This window comes from Pseudoalteromonas sp. S1650, from assembly GCF_005887195.1.
In the GTDB taxonomy this organism is placed as follows: Bacteria; Pseudomonadota; Gammaproteobacteria; order Enterobacterales; family Alteromonadaceae; genus Pseudoalteromonas; species Pseudoalteromonas simplex.
Genome location: NZ_PNDF01000013.1, coordinates 60571 through 79643, shown reverse-complemented (window position 1 = coordinate 79643; position 19073 = coordinate 60571). Strand labels below are relative to the sequence as shown.

At 41.7% G+C, this 19073-nt stretch carries 19 protein-coding genes; 12 read left to right on the top strand and 7 right to left on the bottom strand.

The features are described 5' to 3' along the window. Positions 1 to 58: 58 nt before the first annotated feature. On the bottom strand, positions 59 to 871 hold the full coding sequence (gene rhlP, locus CWB80_RS03865; protein ID WP_138600340.1) for a rhombotarget lipoprotein: 813 nt from the start codon (positions 869 to 871) through the stop codon (positions 59 to 61). A 251-nt stretch (positions 872 to 1122) separates the two neighbouring features. On the opposite strand from rhlP, the gene CWB80_RS03860 reads away from it, so the two are divergent. The 3 genes from CWB80_RS03860 to CWB80_RS03850 all read left to right on the top strand — a co-directional run bounded on the left by CWB80_RS03860 (position 1123) and on the right by CWB80_RS03850 (position 3080). After that, positions 1123 to 1560 (top strand): hypothetical protein, encoded by a 438-nt coding sequence (locus CWB80_RS03860; protein ID WP_138600342.1) that lies wholly within the window; start codon positions 1123 to 1125, stop codon positions 1558 to 1560. 99 nt (positions 1561 to 1659) lie between these two features. After that, positions 1660 to 1980 (top strand): hypothetical protein, encoded by a 321-nt coding sequence (locus tag CWB80_RS03855; protein WP_054552620.1) that lies wholly within the window; start codon positions 1660 to 1662, stop codon positions 1978 to 1980. Between the two features lie 17 nt (positions 1981 to 1997). After that, the gene (locus CWB80_RS03850) at positions 1998 to 3080 is read left to right on the top strand and encodes an endonuclease/exonuclease/phosphatase family protein (protein WP_138600344.1); all 1083 of its coding nucleotides are present in this window, start codon (positions 1998 to 2000) and stop codon (positions 3078 to 3080) included. A gap of 216 nt (positions 3081 to 3296) precedes the next feature. On the opposite strand, the gene CWB80_RS03845 is transcribed toward CWB80_RS03850, so the two are convergent. After that, positions 3297 to 4673, bottom strand: coding sequence for an NAD-dependent succinate-semialdehyde dehydrogenase (locus CWB80_RS03845; RefSeq protein WP_138600346.1), 1377 nt, complete (start codon positions 4671 to 4673; stop codon positions 3297 to 3299). A gap of 165 nt (positions 4674 to 4838) precedes the next feature. Between CWB80_RS03845 and CWB80_RS03840 the strand changes: the two genes are divergently transcribed. From CWB80_RS03840 to CWB80_RS03830, 3 genes are read left to right on the top strand one after another with little or no spacing between them, the layout of a single operon-like run. After that, positions 4839 to 5876, top strand: coding sequence for an NAD(P)H-dependent flavin oxidoreductase (locus CWB80_RS03840; RefSeq protein ID WP_138600348.1), 1038 nt, complete (start codon positions 4839 to 4841; stop codon positions 5874 to 5876). Next, a complete protein-coding gene (locus CWB80_RS03835) occupies positions 5873 to 6439 on the top strand; it encodes a Crp/Fnr family transcriptional regulator (RefSeq protein WP_138600350.1) in 567 nt (188 codons plus the stop codon). Before CWB80_RS03840 ends, CWB80_RS03835 begins: the two co-directional genes overlap by 4 nt. Positions 6440 to 6488: 49 nt before the next feature. Next, the gene (locus CWB80_RS03830; RefSeq protein WP_138600352.1) at positions 6489 to 6983 is read left to right on the top strand and encodes a YgjV family protein; all 495 of its coding nucleotides are present in this window, start codon (positions 6489 to 6491) and stop codon (positions 6981 to 6983) included. 7 nt (positions 6984 to 6990) lie between these two features. Here CWB80_RS03830 and CWB80_RS03825 read toward each other — a convergent pair whose 3' ends face one another. Together CWB80_RS03825 and CWB80_RS03820 are read right to left on the bottom strand one after the other, a co-directional pair. Next, entirely contained in the window at positions 6991 to 7524 is a 534-nt protein-coding gene (locus CWB80_RS03825; RefSeq protein ID WP_054552614.1) for a cytochrome b, read from the bottom strand. A gap of 80 nt (positions 7525 to 7604) precedes the next feature. Then, entirely contained in the window at positions 7605 to 8117 is a 513-nt protein-coding gene (locus tag CWB80_RS03820; protein WP_138600354.1) for an NUDIX hydrolase, read from the bottom strand. A gap of 216 nt (positions 8118 to 8333) precedes the next feature. On the opposite strand from CWB80_RS03820, the gene CWB80_RS03815 reads away from it, so the two are divergent. Genes CWB80_RS03815 through CWB80_RS03795 form a run of 5 tightly spaced genes read left to right on the top strand, consistent with a single transcriptional unit; the run spans position 8334 to position 13876 of the window. Next, positions 8334 to 9674 (top strand): sigma-54-dependent transcriptional regulator, encoded by a 1341-nt coding sequence (locus tag CWB80_RS03815; protein ID WP_054552612.1) that lies wholly within the window; start codon positions 8334 to 8336, stop codon positions 9672 to 9674. Positions 9675 to 9686: 12 nt separating this feature from the next. Then, positions 9687 to 9896 (top strand): histidine kinase, encoded by a 210-nt coding sequence (locus tag CWB80_RS03810; protein ID WP_054552611.1) that lies wholly within the window; start codon positions 9687 to 9689, stop codon positions 9894 to 9896. A gap of 22 nt (positions 9897 to 9918) precedes the next feature. After that, positions 9919 to 11397 (top strand): sensor histidine kinase, encoded by a 1479-nt coding sequence (locus CWB80_RS03805; protein WP_138600356.1) that lies wholly within the window; start codon positions 9919 to 9921, stop codon positions 11395 to 11397. Further along, positions 11397 to 11858 (top strand): response regulator, encoded by a 462-nt coding sequence (locus CWB80_RS03800; protein ID WP_054552609.1) that lies wholly within the window; start codon positions 11397 to 11399, stop codon positions 11856 to 11858. Before CWB80_RS03805 ends, CWB80_RS03800 begins: the two co-directional genes overlap by 1 nt. A gap of 50 nt (positions 11859 to 11908) precedes the next feature. Beyond that, the gene (locus CWB80_RS03795) at positions 11909 to 13876 is read left to right on the top strand and encodes a response regulator (RefSeq protein WP_138600358.1); all 1968 of its coding nucleotides are present in this window, start codon (positions 11909 to 11911) and stop codon (positions 13874 to 13876) included. Here CWB80_RS03795 and CWB80_RS03790 read toward each other — a convergent pair. Genes CWB80_RS03790 through CWB80_RS03780 form a run of 3 tightly spaced genes read right to left on the bottom strand, consistent with a single transcriptional unit; the run spans position 13863 to position 17567 of the window. After that, positions 13863 to 14861, bottom strand: coding sequence for a LacI family DNA-binding transcriptional regulator (locus CWB80_RS03790; protein WP_138600360.1), 999 nt, complete (start codon positions 14859 to 14861; stop codon positions 13863 to 13865). The two genes, CWB80_RS03795 and CWB80_RS03790, sit on opposite strands and share 14 nt — an antisense overlap. Before the next feature lie 21 nt (positions 14862 to 14882). Continuing rightward, the gene (locus CWB80_RS03785; protein ID WP_138600362.1) at positions 14883 to 16214 is read right to left on the bottom strand and encodes a glycoside-pentoside-hexuronide (GPH):cation symporter; all 1332 of its coding nucleotides are present in this window, start codon (positions 16212 to 16214) and stop codon (positions 14883 to 14885) included. A 24-nt stretch (positions 16215 to 16238) separates the two neighbouring features. Next, entirely contained in the window at positions 16239 to 17567 is a 1329-nt protein-coding gene (locus tag CWB80_RS03780) for a GH1 family beta-glucosidase (protein ID WP_138600364.1), read from the bottom strand. Positions 17568 to 17798: 231 nt separating this feature from the next. Between CWB80_RS03780 and CWB80_RS03775 the strand changes: the two genes are divergently transcribed. Continuing rightward, complete coding sequence (locus CWB80_RS03775) at positions 17799 to 19058, top strand: sugar MFS transporter (RefSeq protein ID WP_138600366.1); 1260 nt, start codon at positions 17799 to 17801, stop codon at positions 19056 to 19058. Positions 19059 to 19073: the final 15 nt, after the last annotated feature.

The following is a 19073-nucleotide window of genomic DNA, read 5'->3' as shown; positions in this document are numbered from 1 at the left end:
CAAAGGGTATCTGCTTTTTAGGATGGGTAAAAGCTTTCTCGATTAATAACTTTGTCTGTTATGCACTACGGCGATGTACGGCAAAACCTGCCAGTACTGCCACTAACCAGAATAAGCTACTGCCGCCACTGCCATTTCTGTGTGTGACATTGGCTACTTTTTCTTCTTTTACGCGGGTTTTAAATTGCGCTAATTCAGCATCGAGATTCGTGATCATGTCATCAACAGCTCCATTAAAGCTTGCCAGCGACTGCTCTTTAGCGACTTCATCGATGCCAATTGCTGTACTGCGTTGCTCTGCTTTATGAATACCTGGCGCGCGAAACAGCATTTTTCGGCTTTTCACGTCAAATACGGCAGTATCTACAAAGGTTTGTACTGAGTTCTCATTGCCCGGAATCACATATAAACCAACAATCGTTAGATATAAAAATGCAGCGTTATTTTCTAAGCTTTGCGACACTTGGTCGTATGAAACAAGCGCCATAATATCCACATCATATAATCGAGATACTTGTTCTAATGCGGTAAATCCCTCGCTGCCTTTTAAATAAGTACTTGGGATCACTTCAATACGGTCTATGTAGTCATATTGCATAAACTGCTTTTTAACTTTATTTAGCAGTGCGATTTCATCACCATGATGCAAGTCATCATTGTACTTGTTAGGAATAAAGGCAATCCCTACCGTGGCTGGTAAGTTCAAAGTTGGAATCGTTGCTTGGTGTGCAGCTCTATCTTGTTGGTCTGGGTAAAGGTACTCAACCAATGAACTTGATTGCGTTTTTTGATTGCCATATTGGCTCATCATGGCACTACAGCCCGTTAGTGCAGTAATACTAATGACCAAACACCATTTTAGAACATTCATAAATTATCCTTATTATGTTGTGAGGAAGCCTTTGTTTATGTTGCAAATATAACGACAAACGCCTCAAACGAAACTGTAACTCAGACTCGATTTTTCGTAAATAGTGCCAAAGAAGTTTAAAGGAATGTAAATATTAGCTTTCTAATGTGTTGATATGTAAACAGTTGCGTTTTTAAATTGTAACCCTTCATCTATGATTCAGGCTAAAACGTTAGGCTTTTTATCAAGAGCAAACGTTGAGGGTCTCTATTATGAATAAATTAATTACTATCTCAGTTGCTGTTTTAGGTTTGAGTTTGATACCTATGGAAGCAAACGCGAAACATGATCGTGACCACGATAGATACGAACATAAGCACGAACGTAAAAAGCATAAAAAACATAAAAAACACCACAAACATCACCATCATCATGACAGACATGATCGTTACGATAGATACGATCATTACAGCTACCGTGACTTACCACCCGGTTTATACAAAAAAGTAGGGTATGGTGGTGGCTTACCACCAGGTTGGTATAAGCGTTATCGCCATGGTGATATTCTTGACCGTGATATATATCGTCATGGGCGAGTGATTAAACGTCGCGACCGAAATGGCATTATTGCCATCGAAATCGATGACCGCCTTATTCATCTAGTACACGATACGCGAGAGATTTTATCAATCGTCACTCGCCATCGTTAATCCTGTCAAAAGCCGCTTAGCGGCTTTTTTTAGCTGGTTTCATACCCAGTTCAGAAAAACTTGCTACGCTTAATTGGGACTCATAGAAGGAGCACTCGCATGAAAGCATTGTTAACAGTTGCAGTGATAGGTTTAAGCCTAGTGACGGCTGGCGCACTTGCAAAAGATAAAGACAAGGATAAGGGCAAAGATAAAAGTCTACCACCTGGCCTTGAAAAGAAACTTGATAATGGTGGCGATTTACCACCCGGTTGGCAGAAGAAATTACGTAAAGGCGATATTCTTGACCGTGATATTTACCGCCGCGGTAAAGTGATTAAATCTCGAGATAGAGATGGTCTAATCTCAATTCAAGTTGACGATACTGTCGTGCGTTTAGTGGAAGACACCCGAGAAATTATTTCTATTCTGAGCCGCTAGTTTTGCTTGAATCGATCATGACTTATGGATTGGGTTCACTATTGGCCATGCTGCTAGTGGTCTCAATCTTGCCATTTTCATATTCCCAACATTATTTAATTCGCAGTTGTGACTTTGTACGCTTGCAAGTGGTTTACCTTGCTTGTGCGAGTTTAATTGCTGCAAGCTATTTAATCAGTCGCACGGGCTCCGCGCCTTATATTGGTTGTGCTCTGGCGAGTATCGTCGTGTTGCTTTTACAAGTTGGCTGGATTTACCCTTACACAAGGCTCGCTAATAAAGAAGTTGCTTCAAGCAATAAAACCGATAAGCACAGTATTCGCATTATGTCGGCAAATGTACTGATGTCGAACACTGAATATAACAAACTCATTGCTTTAGTTAACACGCACCAACCAGACTTACTCATTACGTTAGAGTCTGATCAAACTTGGCAGAATGAACTGAGCAGTTTAGAGCAAGAATACCCGTATCGAGTGTACTGCCCAAAAGATAATCGTTATGGTATGCACTTGTACAGCAAGTTTAAAATTAAACAACAGCAAGTTTGTGAGCTTATAGAAAGCGATATCCCCTCAATCCATATTTTGTTTGAAGATGCAGATGGCGTAGAAGTTCAAGGGCATTTTATTCATCCTGCACCTCCGAGCCCCACGGAAGAAGACAGCTCACGGCCGCGTGATACTGAACTAATTATCTTAGCAAAAGCACTTAAAAACAGACTGCGACCTTGTATTGTTGCAGGAGATCTAAATGATGTTGCTTGGTCGCGAAGTACCCGTTTGTTTATGCGTATTAGTGGCTTGTTAGACCCACGTAAAGGCCGCGGCTTTTTTAATACCTTTCATGCCAGTTATTTCTTTATGCGCTGGCCACTTGATCATCTTTTTCATAGTAATGAGTTTAGTGTTAAGCGTATTGAGCGTTTGGCAAAGTATGGCTCAGACCATTTTGCACTTCTCACAGAGCTTGTTTATAACCCCGATTCTGACAATCAAAAACAACAAGAGCAGATTGATAAAGAAAAAGCAGTGGATGAGTTAAAAATGCCAGCAGCCTCGAAGCAACAAGTGCCAATGTTTAATACCAACCCGCAATAATACTTAATCATTTTGAGGGATAAAACCTGTCGCTAACTGCGTTAAAAATTTCTCATTTAGAACAACTAAATAACGAAATTTTTGCCTTGTTATCAACGAGGTTTTATTGCCTCAAAATAGACTACTTAATTAAGCGGATTGGTATGAAAAGTGATAACCTTATTCAGGGCGGACAATTAGATATAAGAAAGGGCTCTAATGAGCCCTTAATAGTGATTAGTCGTTGACCATAATGGTTTTGATATTAACAAATTCTCGTAGTCCAAAACCGCCATGTTCACGGCCATAGCCACTGTCTTTTACACCACCAAATGGTAAGTTCGGTTGCGCAAGACCATAACCATTGATATTTACCATACCGGTGTCAAAGTGAAGCTTTGCAAGCTCAATGGCTGCTTGTTCATCTTTTGAGAAAATACCGCCGCCAAGACCATAGCGTGAATCATTAGCAATTTGCATTGCCTCAGCGTTATCTTTGGCTCGAATAAGTGATGCCACAGGGCCAAATAATTCATCGTCATAAGCGGGCATGCCCGGTTTGATATTTTCAAGCAAGGTCGGGGTGTAATAAAAGCCGGTGTGTTCAGCAACTTTACCGCCCGTGATAATAGTAGCACCTGCATTTACAGAGTCAGTGACTTGCTGATGAAGCTGATCGCGCAGATCTTTACGAGCCATTGGGCCAAGCGTGGTTTTTTCATCGTTCGGATCGCCAAGAACAACTTGCTCAAACTGCTCTTTGATTAGAGCTTTAAAATCATCATATAAAGCATCAACCACAATAAAGCGTTTTGCCGCAACACAGGTTTGTCCGTTGTTTATCAAACGACCTTGCGTACATGCGGTAATCGCCGTATTTAAATCAGCGTCATCAAGTACGATGTATGCATCGTTACTGCCTAATTCGAGCACGGTTTTCTTAACCTGTTTAGCTGCTCGCTCTGCGACTTTTTTGCCTGTGCCATCGCTGCCAGTAAAGGTTACACCACGAATCGCTGAGTGATCTATTAGTTCGCTTGCGGTTTTACCGTCAATAAGTAAGTTCTTAAAGCAATAATCGTCAAAACCAGCCAGTTTAAATAACTGTTCAATCTTTTCGGCCATGCCAAATACATTACCCGCATGTTTTAGCACTGTGGTGTTACCTGCCATAACATTCGCGCAAGCATAGCGAATGACTTGATATAACGGGAAGTTCCATGGTTGGATACCAAGTATTACACCAATTGGTTGGTAACTAATAATTGCATGTCCGTCTTGCATATCTCGCTTTTCATCGCCAAGCACTTTTGGTCCCTGCTCAGCGGTATAACGACAAATTGCTGCACAAAGCTCAACCTCCTGAAGGCCCTGTTGGTAAATCTTACCCATTTCATCGGTCATTAGTTGGGCTAATTCTTGTTGATTAGAATCAATTACTTGTGCAAGTTTATTAAGTAATTTTGCGCGGTGCTCATGGGATGTAGTGCGCCATTTTAAAAATGCTTGATGACATTGGTCAACTTCACTCTGTGCTTGTTGCAGTGACAATAAGTTATAAGTCTTGATCGTTTGTTCATTAGTTGGATTGATTGTAGTAACAGTATCAGTCATCATTATCTCCTTACAAAGTTGTAGGAGCTAGTCTGCAAAGCTAATACCTATTTTTTGCTTTTTATAGCTTATTGTTTTAGAAGACTTTTATTTTTCAGTTAGCCTTTGAGAAGCTTAAACTTTGTAAAAACTGCATTAGGTTGAAAAACTTACAAGGAATATGTAATGACAAATTCTGTGTTAAAAACTGAACTTGCGATTATTCAAGCGCCGATGGCGGGTGTGCAAAATGCCAAACTGGTAGTCGCTGTGTGTGAAGCTGGAGGGCTTGGTTCTTTACCTTGCGCTATGCTCTCAGCAGAGCTGCTAAAATCAGAACTTGATTATCTTAGCCAGCATACTGATAAGCCTTACAATCTTAACTTTTTTTGTCATCAAACACCCGACTATACCCTGGCTCAGCAAACGGCTTGGCATAATCTGCTTACACCTTATTTTGATGAGTTTGCTGTCGATGTCTCACAATTTACCCGTAATGCTTCGCGCCAGCCAATTAATCAACAAATAATAGATATTATCGCGCCTTACACGCCTGCCGTTGTAAGCTTTCATTTTGGTCTACCAAGTAGAGAGATTGTTTCTCAAATAAAAGCGTGGGGCGGAACGGTTCTTTCATCAGCCACAACGTTAGATGAAGCGCGTTGGTTACAAACAAATGGAGCCGATGCGGTTATTGCACAAGGGATTGAAGCTGGCGGCCACCGCGGCCATTTTTTATCAATGGATTTGTCGCTGCAACCAACCACTGCGCAATTAGTGCGAGAAAGTGTAGAGCTTGATATACCTGTTATTGCAGCAGGTGGAATTTGCACGGCAGAAGATGTCGCCCAATACCAAGCATTAGGTGTCGCAGCAGTGCAGGTGGGGAGCGCTTACTTACTTTGTGAAGAAGCGACAACAAGTGCTTTACATCGTGAAGTATTAAAAACAGTTGCGCCAGACTCAACTGAATTGACGACCTTATTCTCTGGTCGTCCAGCACGAGGTATTAGCAATCGAGTCATGCAAGAGTTAGGAGCTATGCCAGAGCAAGCGCCGCCTTTTCCGTATGCGTCGATTGCGATGACCGCATTACGCGCAAAAGCTGAAGCCAAAGGCGATAGTGGTTTTTCACCACTTTGGTGTGGTGAGCGCTTTATTGTTAGAGAAGGTATTAATGCTCAGCAAATTACTGAACTACTAATGCAAGGTTGGCAATCTTGACAGATACCCAGTTACTCCCGCTCGGTGATAGTTACCATCAGCTAGCCTGTGAATTTCGTAATAAACTTGCTGGGCAATGCACAATTAAGCGATACGCCAAGGGAGATATTTTATTACAGCAAGGCGATGAGCAAGATGCGGGTTACTTAATTATATCAGGGGTGCTTGGTGCATTACATGCATCATCGCAAGGCACACAAAAGTGTAAAGAGTTTTACTTTCAAGATGAGTTTGCACTGCTTTATGGGAACTGGTTGACTAAAACCCCTGCGCTCTATCAACTCAAAGTAATACGTGATGCTGAGCTTATTAAGGTACCTTTGGTTTTATTTGATAGTAGTGACTGGCAAGCAATTAAACATCAATTAGTTAGTCAGCAATTATTGTTTAAAGAAGCAAAAGAAGCGTTTTTATTACTCAATACGCCAGAGCAACGTTATCAATATTTATTAGATCAAAAACCGCACTGGCTTGAGCAATTAAGCTTAAACGATGTTGCTATGTATTTAGGGATTTCAGCGATTTCTTTATCGCGAATTAGACGGCGTCTTAACTTAAGTTAAGGCGCAGCAAAACGGTGAACATTACACTGCTGATTTTTCAGGAGTCGTTATGTTTATTTTATCTCAGTGCTTAGTTGCCATTGCCACATTACTTGATTTGGCTTCTTTTCAGTTTAAACAAAGACAAGCTATTTTAGCTTGTTTGTTTAGCTCAGTATTACTGACATCAGTGCATTTTATGCTGCTTGATAATTTCAGTGCTGCAAGCTTAATGCTGATTGCAGCACTACGTTATGGCTATTGTATTTTTGCGCGCAAAACTTGGGTGATGATAGCGTTTATGCTTTTGAGTATTAGCGCAGTACTATTAACATTGCATAGCTGGGTTAGCTTTATCGCACTGGCAGCAACGTTAATGCAAACCTATGCTTCATTCCAAGGCAAAGATTTTACCTTACGCCTGTTGATGATTGTCGGCACTGTGTGCTGGATAGTTCACAATTTATTAGCGTTTTCACCACTAGCAGTGGTAATGGAAACAGTGTTTTTAATGAGTAATTTAGTGGGCTTATGGCGTTTTTATGCTAACCCTAAGCCCGCTTAAATTTTATTTAAGACTTACCTAGCATGCGGCTCAGCATGCCATCTTTGTCAACAAACTGGTGTTTAAGTGCAGCAGCAACGTGTAAGGCTAAAATCACCACGATAATGAGCACAGAACTGTGGTGCACAAAGCTGCCTGCATCTGCAAGCCAAGGTGTTTTTTCTGGTGCGCTTAATAGCTCAAACTCAAAGAAGCTAATTGCACGACCGCCCGCATAGCTCATGATAAATCCAGATAACGGCATAGCTAGGGTCGCAAGTAATAATAAGCCATGAGTGAGGTGAGCAATTACGGTTTGCCATTTAGGCATGTCAGATGTTGCAGGTAATGCGCCTTCTTTTATGCGCCAAATAAGCCTTGCGATGGCAAAAACTAATACTACTAAGCCCATTGATTTATGCCATCCCATATAAGTAAATTTAGCGGGTGGCTCGGCAAAATCAGCAACATAAATGCCCATCGCAAATACGCCGATAAACAAAATGGCAACGGTCCAATGTAACAGGATGGTTGGCTTAGAAAGGGCAGCTACTTTACTCATGGTTGACTCTCATAATTGGTTTTAATTATAAGTATAGACTGCCCCAATGGCTGAGGGTTGCGTAAAGTAATGTAAAAAACTTAAAGAGTGTCAGCAATCAGCTTTAATAAAAAGGTCTCGCGCTGAATCGATAAGCCCTGTTTTTCACTCATTGCCATGGTGGTTTCGTTGTGTGCGATGGCATCAAATATATTCACCCACTTAGGTTGCATGCCATTTTGCACTTCGTAGTGCTCCATTTTTGGGTCAGCAAATTCATCGCTTATTTCACAAAAGTAGCAATAAGATTTGATATGAACACAGTCAAAGTCGTCTTTGTACCAAGGTCTGATTTCTTCGTATAAGCCTAGTGACTGCTTTATTTGAATTTGTTGTGCACCTGTTTCTTCATGAAGTTCTCGCAGGAGCCCTTGCTCAATACTTTCGCCTTTATCAACCCCGCCACCCGGTAAACTGTAGTCATCATAACGAGCGGTATACAAAAGCAGTATTTGTTCACCTTTTAAAACAATGGCGCGGGCAGTGTTACGAATAAATACAGTGCCGTAGTCGTTTCCTAAACTTGGGTGAATAACTTTTCTTAATAACTTCATATGATTACAACTTAATAACTTAAAATAAGTACAGCTCAGCTTAATTTTGAGTAGGCAATAATAACCCGTTTCTAGTATTTTTCTCACTTTTTACCCTAAAGTGGAACTAAATGCAGTAATATGGTCGTAATTTGAATTCAATTAGTATCTAACGCGCTTTATTTTATTTTTATTGGAACTAAGCGTAGAATGATTAAAAAAGCTTATGGAATAAATATGTTAAACGTACTTTTAGTTGATGATGACAGTGAGTTTAGTGATGTAGTTTGTCACATTGTTGAGTTCCTCGGGCACAATATAAATACCGCAGCGAACCTTGCTGAAGCTGAGCAATGGTTTGAAAACAACACGTTTGACCATGTTTTTTTAGATTTTATGTTGCCAGATGGCAGCGGTCTACATTTGCTTGAGCACTTAAAAGCAATCGGTCAATCGCCTCGTGTTACGTTAATTTCAGGGCATCCTTCAGTAAAGGGTAAGTTGGCTGAAATGTGTGAGCCTAATGTTGGTCACCTAGTCAAACCACTACAACGAGAAGATATAGAACGGGTACTCAACCCGAAAAAAGCAAGCCCTAAGAAAAAAGCAACGCCAGCTATAAAGCGCCACTTTGGCACCTTAATTGGTGAATCTGAGGTGATGCAAAAGCTTTACACTATGATTGAGCGTGTTGCAGCAACTTCTGCCAATGTAATGTTGATGGGGGAAAGTGGTGCTGGTAAAGAAGTGGTTGCTCAGGCAATTCACAACGCCACTGAGTGTGATGGCCCTTTAGTAGCAACTAACTGTGGTGCATTTTCTAAAGAGCTGATTGGTAGCGAACTTTTCGGCCATGAAAAGGGCGCATTTACAGGCGCTATTGCACGTAAAGAGGGGGTGTTTGAGCAAGCTGCTGGTGGTACTTTGTTTTTAGATGAAGTGACAGAAATGCCCATTGATATGCAGCCAAACTTACTGCGTGTACTCGAAAGTAAAAAAGTAACTCGAGTGGGTGGAACCAAAGAGCAAGCGGTAAATTGCCGCGTTATTTCTGCAACCAACCGCACCTTGACCGACCTTGCGCAAAATAATGTTATTCGTGAAGACATTTACTTTCGTTTAGCGGTATTCCCTATTGATATTCCACCGCTTCGTGAGCGCAAAGAAGATATTCCATTGCTTGCCAATGCTTTTTTAGAGCAGCTTAATGATGAAAACGGCACCGACTTTAAATGGCAAGCAGCGCAAATCAAAGAACTTGAGGCCCATGATTGGCCTGGTAACGTGCGTGAACTTCGCCATGCTATACACCGTGCCTTTATTATGAGTGACCCTAAAGGCTCCGTTATTACTTTACCTGATTCGTTAGAATCACCGTTTTCTAAAGTGAATAAAGAGAGCCAAGCAAACCAAGTTGTTGCAGGGCAAACCATTGAAGAAGTTGAAAAAGAATTGATCCACGCGACTTTAGATAAAGTACAAGGTAATAAGACGATTGCTGCGCAAATGCTGGGGATCAGTACGAAAACACTTTATAACCGTTTAAATGCTTATGGGGGCATTGGCGAATACAAATAACTAAGGATAGCTATGAGTAACAACGAGTCTTTACGAAAAATGGTGCACGATGCTCGTGCACCGCTAAACCGTATTTCGATGAATGCAGAGTTAGTTAAGCTCGTATTAGAAAATGATATGCCTAAGCAAAAAGCGCTCGAGGCATTAGATAAAATAATTACAAACTGTCAGCAGTGCAGTGAACACTTACAAGAAATAAGTGACACTCACGCAGCAGATTGAGCACTCATTGATTGGGAAGCAAATGCAAAAACAAAAAGGAAAAATAGCGGTCAGTTGGGCTGGCTTTATTGCCGTGGTGCTGTGTATCGTGGTGGCGAATGCTTTTTTAGCCCTCAATAGCATTCGCTCTCTAACAGAAACACAAAGTAGTCTTGATAATACTAACTCACTTAATACTGCAATAGAGCGGCTACATTTATCTGTAGTACAGGCTGAGTCAGGTCAGCGAGGTTACCTTCTTAGTGACCGAGAAGATTATTTACTGCCTTACAATGATGCTATCGCTTCAATGCAAGCGCAGATCATGCTTGTGAAAAGCTTGCATTCAGAAATTCCCGGTCAAGCAGACCGCATTGCTCGTTTAATTCATTTAGTAAACGATAAAGTCGCAGTGATGACTAAAACCACCGATCTGGCTCTTGCAAATAAAGACGTGAAAGCTCGCCGCTTGTTATTAACAGACCAAGGTCGTGATTTATATAAAGATATTCGCGCTGGAGTTGATGAAATTCAAATGCGTGAGCTTAATTTTAAAATAGAGCAGTTTGCAAAGCTCTCACAAATTAAAAACGAAGCGAAGTTAACATTTGCGATTACTGCAGTGACAAGTGCTTTACTGCTTATTGGTATGTTTGTGTTAACCCGTATCAACATACGCAATCAAGCTAAGTACCGAGCTGACCTTGAAAAACAAAACGAAAACTTGGCGGCAAAGGTTGCAGAACGTACGCAAGAGTTAACCATCTATTCAGATGAGCTAAGTCGCTCAAATAGAGAGCTTGAAGACTTTGCCTTTGTTGCAAGTCATGATTTACAAGAACCACTGCGTAAGATTCAAGCCTTCAGTGACCGCCTTGAAAAGATGTTTAAAGATGAGCTCGGCGAAAAAGGGGTTGATTATATTAATCGTATGAAAAATGCCGCTCAGCGTATGTCTAATTTAATCAATGACCTACTTGAATTCTCACGCGTAACCACTCGTGGTAAGGACTTTGTTGATACAGATTTGAATGAAGTCGTTGCAGAGGTACTTGATGATCTTGAAATCGCAATAAAAGAATCTGAGACCACGGTTAACCTCGATACCTTACCGCATATTCAAGCAGACCCGAGTCAAATGCTACAGTTGTTCTTAAACATTCTGTCGAATGCAGTAAAGTTTAGACGTGAGAATGTTGCGCCTGTCATTGATATTGCATATCAGCGAATTTCAGAATTTAGCGAAGTTCATCACACTGATGTAGAGTGGGAAGTTATTACAATTTCAGATAACGGAATTGGCTTTTCAGAAGAATACCTAGAAAAAATATTTGTTCCGTTCCAGCGGTTACATGGCCGTTCGCAATACAAAGGCACAGGCATAGGACTATCGGTTTGTCGCCGTATTGTGGAGCGCCATGGCGGAGAAATAACAGCAAGTAGTCACGTTGGTGAGGGTGCAAGCTTCACTCTTAAATTACCCGTGGAAACATCGCTTTTCACACTACAAGGAGAGGCGTAATGCCACTTAATAAAGTTAAACCAATAACCATTTTAATGGCTGATGACGACGAAGATGATCGTTTATTAACCCAAGATGCATTGGCCGAAAGCCGTGTATTAAACGAGTTGTTTTTTGTTGAAGACGGTGTAGAACTGCTTGAATACCTTGAGCGTAAAGGCAAATTTAGTGAAAAAGAAAGCTCACCGCGCCCGGGCTTGATTTTACTCGATTTGAATATGCCGCGTATGGACGGCCGTGAAGCTTTACAAGCAATCAAAGCTAACCCTAACTTGAAGGGTATTCCGGTGGTGATTTTAACTACATCAAAACAAGAAGAAGATATGGTTAAAGGCTACGACTTAGGGGCTGCATCATACATTACTAAGCCAGTTACTTTTGAAGGTTTAGTCGAGTTAATGCAAACATTAGGGAAATACTGGGTAGAGTTTGTAGAGCTGCCAACACCACAGAACGATTAATTCCAATTTGCGATAATATTTTATTAAGCAAATTGCTATAAGGAATAAGAATGTTAGATAAGGTAACCCGATTACTCTTAGTAGAAGACGACGAAGACGATTATATTCTTACTTGCGACTACCTAGAGCAATTAGGTTCCCATACATTCGATGTTGAGTGGTTAAGTTGCCCTGAACAGGCCATCAGTGTGCTGAGCGAAAACAAGCATGATATTTGTTTGTTAGATTATCGTTTAGGTGCCTCTGATGGTTTAGAAGTGCTAAAACGGGCCGTTGATAATGGTTTTCGCGGTCCGATTATCATGCTTACCGGGCAATCAGATGAAGCTCTCGATTCTGCAGCGCTTGATGCCGGTGCGGTTGATTACCTTGTTAAAAACGAGATGAACTCTAGCCGTTTTGCCCGCGCTATTCGTTATGCGTTAGCACGACGAGATGTTGAAGATGAGCGTGTTGAACGCTTAAAAGCTGAAGCAGAAAACCGTTCTAAAGACCGTTTTTTGGCGCATTTAAGCCATGAGTTACGTACGCCCCTGTCATCCATCTTGGGTTATACCGAGTTACTAATGCAAAGTGGTAAGAACCAGCATGCCCAAAACGAGCTGGGTGTGATTTACCGAAATGGTAAGCATCTTCTGAGCTTACTTAATGATGTGCTCGACCTATCAAAAATTGCTGCTGATAAACTTGAGCTCAATTGCAGTGATGTCAATTTAGATAGCCTAATGGCGGACGTTTATACCTTAATGCGCGTCTCAGCGGTTGATAAAGGCTTAACACTTAAATTTGAATCTCAGCAAGCCTTACCTTTAGTTGTCAACACAGACGCGACGCGGTTACGCCAAATCCTGATTAACATCATCAACAATGCAATTAAGTTTACTAACCAAGGCGAGATCACAGTGCGTGCTTGGACTGCTTGGGTTAATGAGCGCGAAATGCTGTTTTTTAGTATTAAAGACACAGGTCTTGGAATCCCAGCCGAAAAACAAGCTTTGATCTTTAAACCATTTGAACAAATTGCTGATGTAGAATCCCGAGATGTCGGTGGAGCAGGGCTTGGCCTTGCCATTTGTTCTGAGCTACTTAATCGAATGCAAGGCTCAATTGAGCTTGAGTCTACGCAAGGTGTGGGCTCAGAATTTACCCTTTCTATCTACCCGGGCAACATTCGTGATGTTGAGCGCCAAGTACTGCGTTTTGATTCAAACCCTGATTGCCAACAAAAATTAGCCACCCTTGAAACCAGTGGTCGGGTATTAGTGGTCGACGACTTAAAAGATTTACGTAACCTAGTAGGTCATATGATCACTATGACCGGTGCTGAAGTGGAATACGCAGAACACGGTAAACAAGCTATTGAGAAAGTCGCTAATGCAGAACAAGCGGGTGAGCCTTTTGATATTGTTTTTATTGATTTGCATATGCCGGTTATGGGCGGTAAAGAAGCCACTATTGAACTTCGTAAAATGGGTTATCAAGGGCCAATTATCGCGCTTACTGCGGCCACTATGAAAGGGGTGAAAACTGAGTTAAGCGCACTTGGTTTTAACGATATGATTGCCAAGCCGGTTGATTCTGGGTTGCTTTACCAAGTGCTTAATCATTATATTTGCGAAGGCAATACTGCACCTGTGGTTGAGCAAGACGACAGCCCTGAAATGACCAACCAGAGCACGCGTTATTTATTGGTTGAAGACGACAGTGATGCGGCACAGATTACCCAATTATTGCTTGAAAGCTTAGGTGTTGAAACTGTCATAGCGCCAAGTTGTGCCGCTTGTCTTGAGACACTGAGTGACGACCAAAATTTTGCTAAAGTATTACTGGATATGCATTTGCCTGATGGTGGAGGGCTAGATTTAGCAAAAGAAATTAAACAGCGCCACCCCGACTTAAAATTAGTCATTGTAAGTGGCGCCGAACCAGAGGCAGAAAGAATTAAACAACTTGATATAGAACAAGTGCTGTTAAAACCGATTAATCTTGGCTTGTTATCCGAGCTTATTGCTGACTAATTGAATGCCTGACTACAAGTTCAGGTTCAAATAGCGTTTGTAACGGCGGTGTTTGTTTTTGATAAACTTGGTTTAACACCCAGTCAGCAGCCATGCGGCCCATTTCATTTATGGGGTAATTAATGGTGGTTAATTGTGGGTAAACGTGACGGGTGAAAAACACGTTATCGTAGCCCATAATCGACAATTGCTTAGGTAACGTTAGCCCTAAATCACGTGCGCTTGCCATGGCACCCACTGCCATTTCATCATTAGCACAGATAAGCGCCGTGAATGGATGCGTTTGTTGATGAAGCGCTTTTAACCCCTCATAACCGCTCGCTTCCATGAAATCACCTTGAAATAAGAGGTTTTCATCAAACTCAAGGTTAAACTCAGCCAGCGCTTGTTTGTGGCCTTCTAGGCGGTCTTTGGCATCTTGCTTCCAAGCTGGTCCACTGATGTAGGCAATGTCTTTATGACCTTGTTCTAGAACATGTTTAGTCGCTAGATAACCGCCTTTAATATTATTAAGCAAAATGCAGCGGTCACTGAGTTCGCTGATATAGCGGTTGATTAGTACAAACGGAGTACGGCCTTTGCTAAGTTTAATTAGGTAGTCGTCGCTGACAGCTTCAACATGCAAAATAAGCGCATCGCAGTTACGGCTAATTAAAAATTCAATCCCTTGTTTTTCTCGTTCTTCATCACTGTGACCTGCAGCAATAATCAGGTGTTTGCCTTGATTACGAAAGGTATTTTCAATGCCGCTCATCATAGGCCCGTAAAACGGACCTTGTAATTCAGAGACCAGTAGACCAACACTGTTCGAGCAATTTGATGCCAGTGACTGAGCAATTGAGTTAGGTCTATAGCCAAGCTCATCCATTGCGGCAGTGACCTTTTTACGTGTTGCATCACTGACATTTGCATTGTTGTTCATTACTCGCGAAACGGTTGCAAGAGAAACGCCTGCAAGTTTCGACACCTCGTAAATGGTGGCCATGTTATTCCTTTTTAAACAAAGTTATGGATGCTTTTTTAACGATAAATCGGCACTGATCCGCTCAACCGTTTGATTATCAAGAATATACCTTTTCATGATAAATGCGACAAGCATACTACCTATTGCTGGGTAAAGGGTAAATGAAATTAAGATACCCGAGAGCGTGTGTTCACTGAGTTCGGTATTGGCTTCATAGCCATAAAATGCCAATAACCAACCTGCAATGGCACCGCCAAGAGCAAGGCCAAGCTTAATAAAAAAGACCACGCTTGCGTAGACTAGGCCTGTTAGCCTTTCACCGGTTTTCCATTGCCCATAATCTATGGTGTCGGCCATTTTTGCCCACAGTAACGGAGTTGCCATTTGCGTGAAAAAACACCACAAAAAGTACACGGCAAAGGCAAGTGCAAGTTGTTCGCCCGGCAACCAAAATGCCACGCAACTAATTGCCGCAGAGATGTATTGCAAACGAATATAGGCGGTTTTCTTATCAACGCGTTTACTAAGAGGGTTTGCACAGGCACAGCCCAAAATATTACCTATCATGCCAATGGTAACAAAGTAGGTGACCAGCTCAGCTTCACCAAGCACATATTTTACATAGTAAATGGCAAGGGTGGTGCGCAGTACCATACTGGTTAACAGCATAAATGCGGCAAAGCACAATACTTTAAATGGGCCATTTTGCCATAGCGTATTCATGCGGGTTTTCCAGCTCAACGATGAGGTGTTATGCGCTGCTACGCGCTCTTTGGTAAAGCGAAAACAAATTAAGAATAAGATCACACCTAAGCCGCTCATCAGGGCCATCGTGAGTTGGTAGCCCGTAGCGTTATCACCTTTGCCAAGCCAGTTTACCAAAGGCAAGGTACAGGCACTGACAATTAAGCCGCCCAGCATACCAAACACAAAGCGATAAGATTGAATGGATACTCGCTCTTTAGGGTCGCCACTTAATACCCCACCTAACGCTGAGTAAGGAATGTTAATCGCGGTGTACACCAGCATCAGCAAAGTGTAAGTGATAAAGGCGTAAATGACTTTGCCTGACTCAGGCAGATCAGGTGTGGTGAAGGTGATCATGCTGATCACCCCAAATGGTAAAGCGAGCCAAAGTAAGTAGGGGCGATAGCTTCCCCACCTAGTGCGAGTTGAATCGGTTAAGGCTCCCATTAATGGGTCGGTGATGGCATCAACGACTCTCACCACCAAAAACAAGGTGCCAACAATCGCGGGTGAAATACCAAATATATCAGTATAGAAAAAAGTTAAAAATAACATCACCGTTTGAAAGATGATATTACTTGCTGTGTCGCCTAATCCGTAGGCTATTTTTTCTCTTTTTGTCAGCATGTGTGTTCTCGATTGTTGTTATTTTTATCGCTGTTTGAGTAGCGCGCGATATTGTTTTGCGCTTTCTTTTAAAATGCGTTGTTGGCTTTGGTAGTCAATATAAACTAACCCAAAGCGCTTTTCGTAGCCATAGGCCCACTCAAAGTTGTCCATTAAGCTCCACGCAAAGTAGCCTTGAATATCGACGCCTTGGCGAATTGCATCACACACTGCATTTAAATGAGTGTGATAATAATCTACGCGTTCTATGTCGTTCACTTCACCATTTTCTAATGTATCGGCCATGGCTGCGCCATTTTCGGTAATGTACATTTTTGGTAAATCATATTGCTGATGTAATGATACTAAAAGCTCAGTTAAGCCTTGAGGATAAACTTCCCAGCCCATATCGGTAACACGAACATCCGCAAGGTTTGCTTCTTCAAACCAGCCATCAGCGGTATTTTTGTAGTGTATGCGGGTATAATAGTTAACGCCAATAAAGTCGACGGCTTGACGAATAATTGCCATATCGCCAGCAATAATAATTGGTTTAACTTCATCTGCTAAATCATCCATTAAAGAGGGGTAAGCACCTTCTAAAATCGCTTTGATATACCATTGATTGTGGTATTGATCAGCAAGCTCTGCGGCTTTTTTATCATCTTCGGTTAAAGGATACGTTGGGCTGAAGTTTAATACGATACCTGCTTCTGTGCTTGGGCAGTTTTTACGTAATACTTGCATAGCAAGGCCGTGGGCGAGTAGTAAGTGGTGCGCTGCTTGTCGGCCAGCTTGTTGTGATTTTATGCCAGGTGCATGTACACCCACTTCATAGCCTAAATAAGCGCTACAAAATGGTTCGTTCAAGGTGGCGAATGAATCAACCAAATGGCCTAAATGTTGAGTAACAAGTTCGGCATAGTCTTTAAATTTATAGGCTGTTTCGCGATTTAACCAGCCGCCATTATCTTCAAGGTATTGAGGTAAATCCCAGTGATATAAGGTGACATAGGTTTTAATGTTACGCGCTTTTAAAGCCGTTAATAACTGAACATAAAACGCCATACCTTGCTCGTTAACCGAGCCATCTTGCTGCATGACCCTTGGCCACGAAATAGATAAGCGGTAAGCATCGACAGCCAAATCTGCAATCATCTCGACATCTTGCTGCCAACGTGCAACATGGTCACAAGCTACATCGCCATGGCTTTGGTCAGCAATAGCGCCAGGCTTTTCGCAAAATGTATCCCAGATACAATCAAGGCGCTTATCGCGTGCCCCTTCAATCTGGAATGAAGCTGTTGCCACACCGAACGTGAACTCGGGCTTGAGTAAAGATGAATCTGGTAACAGTGAAATTGATTTATACACAGTAGATACTCGTCCTTCGGGTTAAGTGTAAGGCTTAGTAAATTAGAGCTTAGACTCAGTTGTAAGCGCTTACAATTTTTCTGCAAATAAATTGCTAAATATGATTTATATGTTATAAATGTAAGCGCTTACATTTAATGTTGCAACATATTTCGCTATTTGCTGTTAGTGATTAAGTATTAAACCTTGCTGTAACAAACTGATAAATATAATTAACTAGAGAAGAAAATTATGGCTCATGTTTCAACCCCTGTGTCGGCTGCTGCAAGCCAAGCAGATATGCCTAAGCAGCACTTTGCGCTGGCATCATTGACCACATTATTTTTTATGTGGGGATTCATAACCTGTCTGAATGACATTTTAATCCCTTATTTAAAAGGTATGTTTTCACTTAACTATACGCAGGCTATGCTCATTCAATTTTGCTTCTTTGGTGCGTATTTTGTGATGTCGATCCCTGCTGGAAAGTTGGTCAGTCGTATTGGCTACCAGTTTGGTATCGTGGTTGGCTTATTGGTCGCAGCCGTGGGGTGTGCGCTGTTTTACCCAGCTGCGGTTGCCCATGTGTACGAATTATTTTTACTAGCCTTGTTTGTCCTTGCCTCGGGCATCACGATTTTACAAGTATCTGCCAATCCTTATGTAAGTGTACTTGGTCCGCAAAAAACAGCATCTTCGCGTTTGACTATGACACAAGCATTTAACTCGTTAGGAACCACGGTTGCGCCAATTTTTGGTGGTTGGTTAATTCTATCTGAGGTTAGTCAAGCCACCGCAGAAGAAGTGAAACTCCCTTATTTAATGTTGTCGTTAAGCTTGTTGGTACTTGCGGTTATCTTTGCATTTTTAAAACTGCCAAAACTAGGTAAAGAAAGTGATAGCGAAGCGGCACATCAAGATTTAGAAGATTTTGTTGATTTAGGCAGTGTTTGGCGTTACCGCCACCTCATTTTAGGTGCTGTAGGTATTTTTGTGTATGTGGGCGCAGAAGTGGCGATTGGTAGCTTTTTGGTGGGCTTTTTGACCCTAGATAACATTGCTGGTTTACCAGAAAATGAAGCTGCGCATTATATTAGCTACTACTTTGCAGGAGCCATGGTTGGCCGTTTTATTGGTGCAGTTGTAATGCAGAAATTTAATGCAGGCAAGGTGTTGGCATGCCATGGCTTGTTGGCGGTATTGTTAGTATTGATTGCTATGATGGGTGAGGGCAGCCTTGCTATGTGGGCAATTTTGCTTGTGGGATTATGTAACTCGATTATGTTCCCAACCATTTTTAGCCTTGCTTTACACGGCCTTGGAAAATACACCTCAAAAGGATCAGGCATTTTATGTTTAGCGATTGTAGGGGGGGCGATTATTCCATTACTACAAGGCGTATTAGCAGATTCTATTGGCGTGCAAATGGCGTTATTCTTACCTATCGCCTGTTATTTATATATTACTTACTTTGCGCTGGTTGGCTCAAAAGTATCAACTCAGACTTCATAGGTGCAAAAAATGAAA

Bases quoted from the DNA above. Each gene is read 5' to 3' on its own strand.
- rhlP (WP_138600340.1), bottom strand. From the start codon at position 871: ATGAATGTTCTAAAATGGTGTTTGGTCATTAGTATTACTGCACTAACG.
- CWB80_RS03860 (WP_138600342.1), top strand. From the start codon at position 1,123: ATGAATAAATTAATTACTATCTCAGTTGCTGTTTTAGGTTTGAGTTTG.
- CWB80_RS03855 (WP_054552620.1), top strand. From the start codon at position 1,660: ATGAAAGCATTGTTAACAGTTGCAGTGATAGGTTTAAGCCTAGTGACG.
- CWB80_RS03850 (WP_138600344.1), top strand. From the start codon at position 1,998: ATGACTTATGGATTGGGTTCACTATTGGCCATGCTGCTAGTGGTCTCA.
- CWB80_RS03845 (WP_138600346.1), bottom strand. From the start codon at position 4,673: ATGACTGATACTGTTACTACAATCAATCCAACTAATGAACAAACGATC.
- CWB80_RS03840 (WP_138600348.1), top strand. From the start codon at position 4,839: ATGACAAATTCTGTGTTAAAAACTGAACTTGCGATTATTCAAGCGCCG.
- CWB80_RS03830 (WP_138600352.1), top strand. From the start codon at position 6,489: ATGTTTATTTTATCTCAGTGCTTAGTTGCCATTGCCACATTACTTGAT.
- CWB80_RS03825 (WP_054552614.1), bottom strand. From the start codon at position 7,524: ATGAGTAAAGTAGCTGCCCTTTCTAAGCCAACCATCCTGTTACATTGG.
- CWB80_RS03820 (WP_138600354.1), bottom strand. From the start codon at position 8,117: ATGAAGTTATTAAGAAAAGTTATTCACCCAAGTTTAGGAAACGACTAC.
- CWB80_RS03815 (WP_054552612.1), top strand. From the start codon at position 8,334: ATGTTAAACGTACTTTTAGTTGATGATGACAGTGAGTTTAGTGATGTA.
- CWB80_RS03810 (WP_054552611.1), top strand. From the start codon at position 9,687: ATGAGTAACAACGAGTCTTTACGAAAAATGGTGCACGATGCTCGTGCA.
- CWB80_RS03805 (WP_138600356.1), top strand. From the start codon at position 9,919: ATGCAAAAACAAAAAGGAAAAATAGCGGTCAGTTGGGCTGGCTTTATT.
- CWB80_RS03800 (WP_054552609.1), top strand. From the start codon at position 11,397: ATGCCACTTAATAAAGTTAAACCAATAACCATTTTAATGGCTGATGAC.
- CWB80_RS03795 (WP_138600358.1), top strand. From the start codon at position 11,909: ATGTTAGATAAGGTAACCCGATTACTCTTAGTAGAAGACGACGAAGAC.
- CWB80_RS03790 (WP_138600360.1), bottom strand. From the start codon at position 14,861: ATGGCCACCATTTACGAGGTGTCGAAACTTGCAGGCGTTTCTCTTGCA.
- CWB80_RS03785 (WP_138600362.1), bottom strand. From the start codon at position 16,214: ATGCTGACAAAAAGAGAAAAAATAGCCTACGGATTAGGCGACACAGCA.
- CWB80_RS03775 (WP_138600366.1), top strand. From the start codon at position 17,799: ATGGCTCATGTTTCAACCCCTGTGTCGGCTGCTGCAAGCCAAGCAGAT.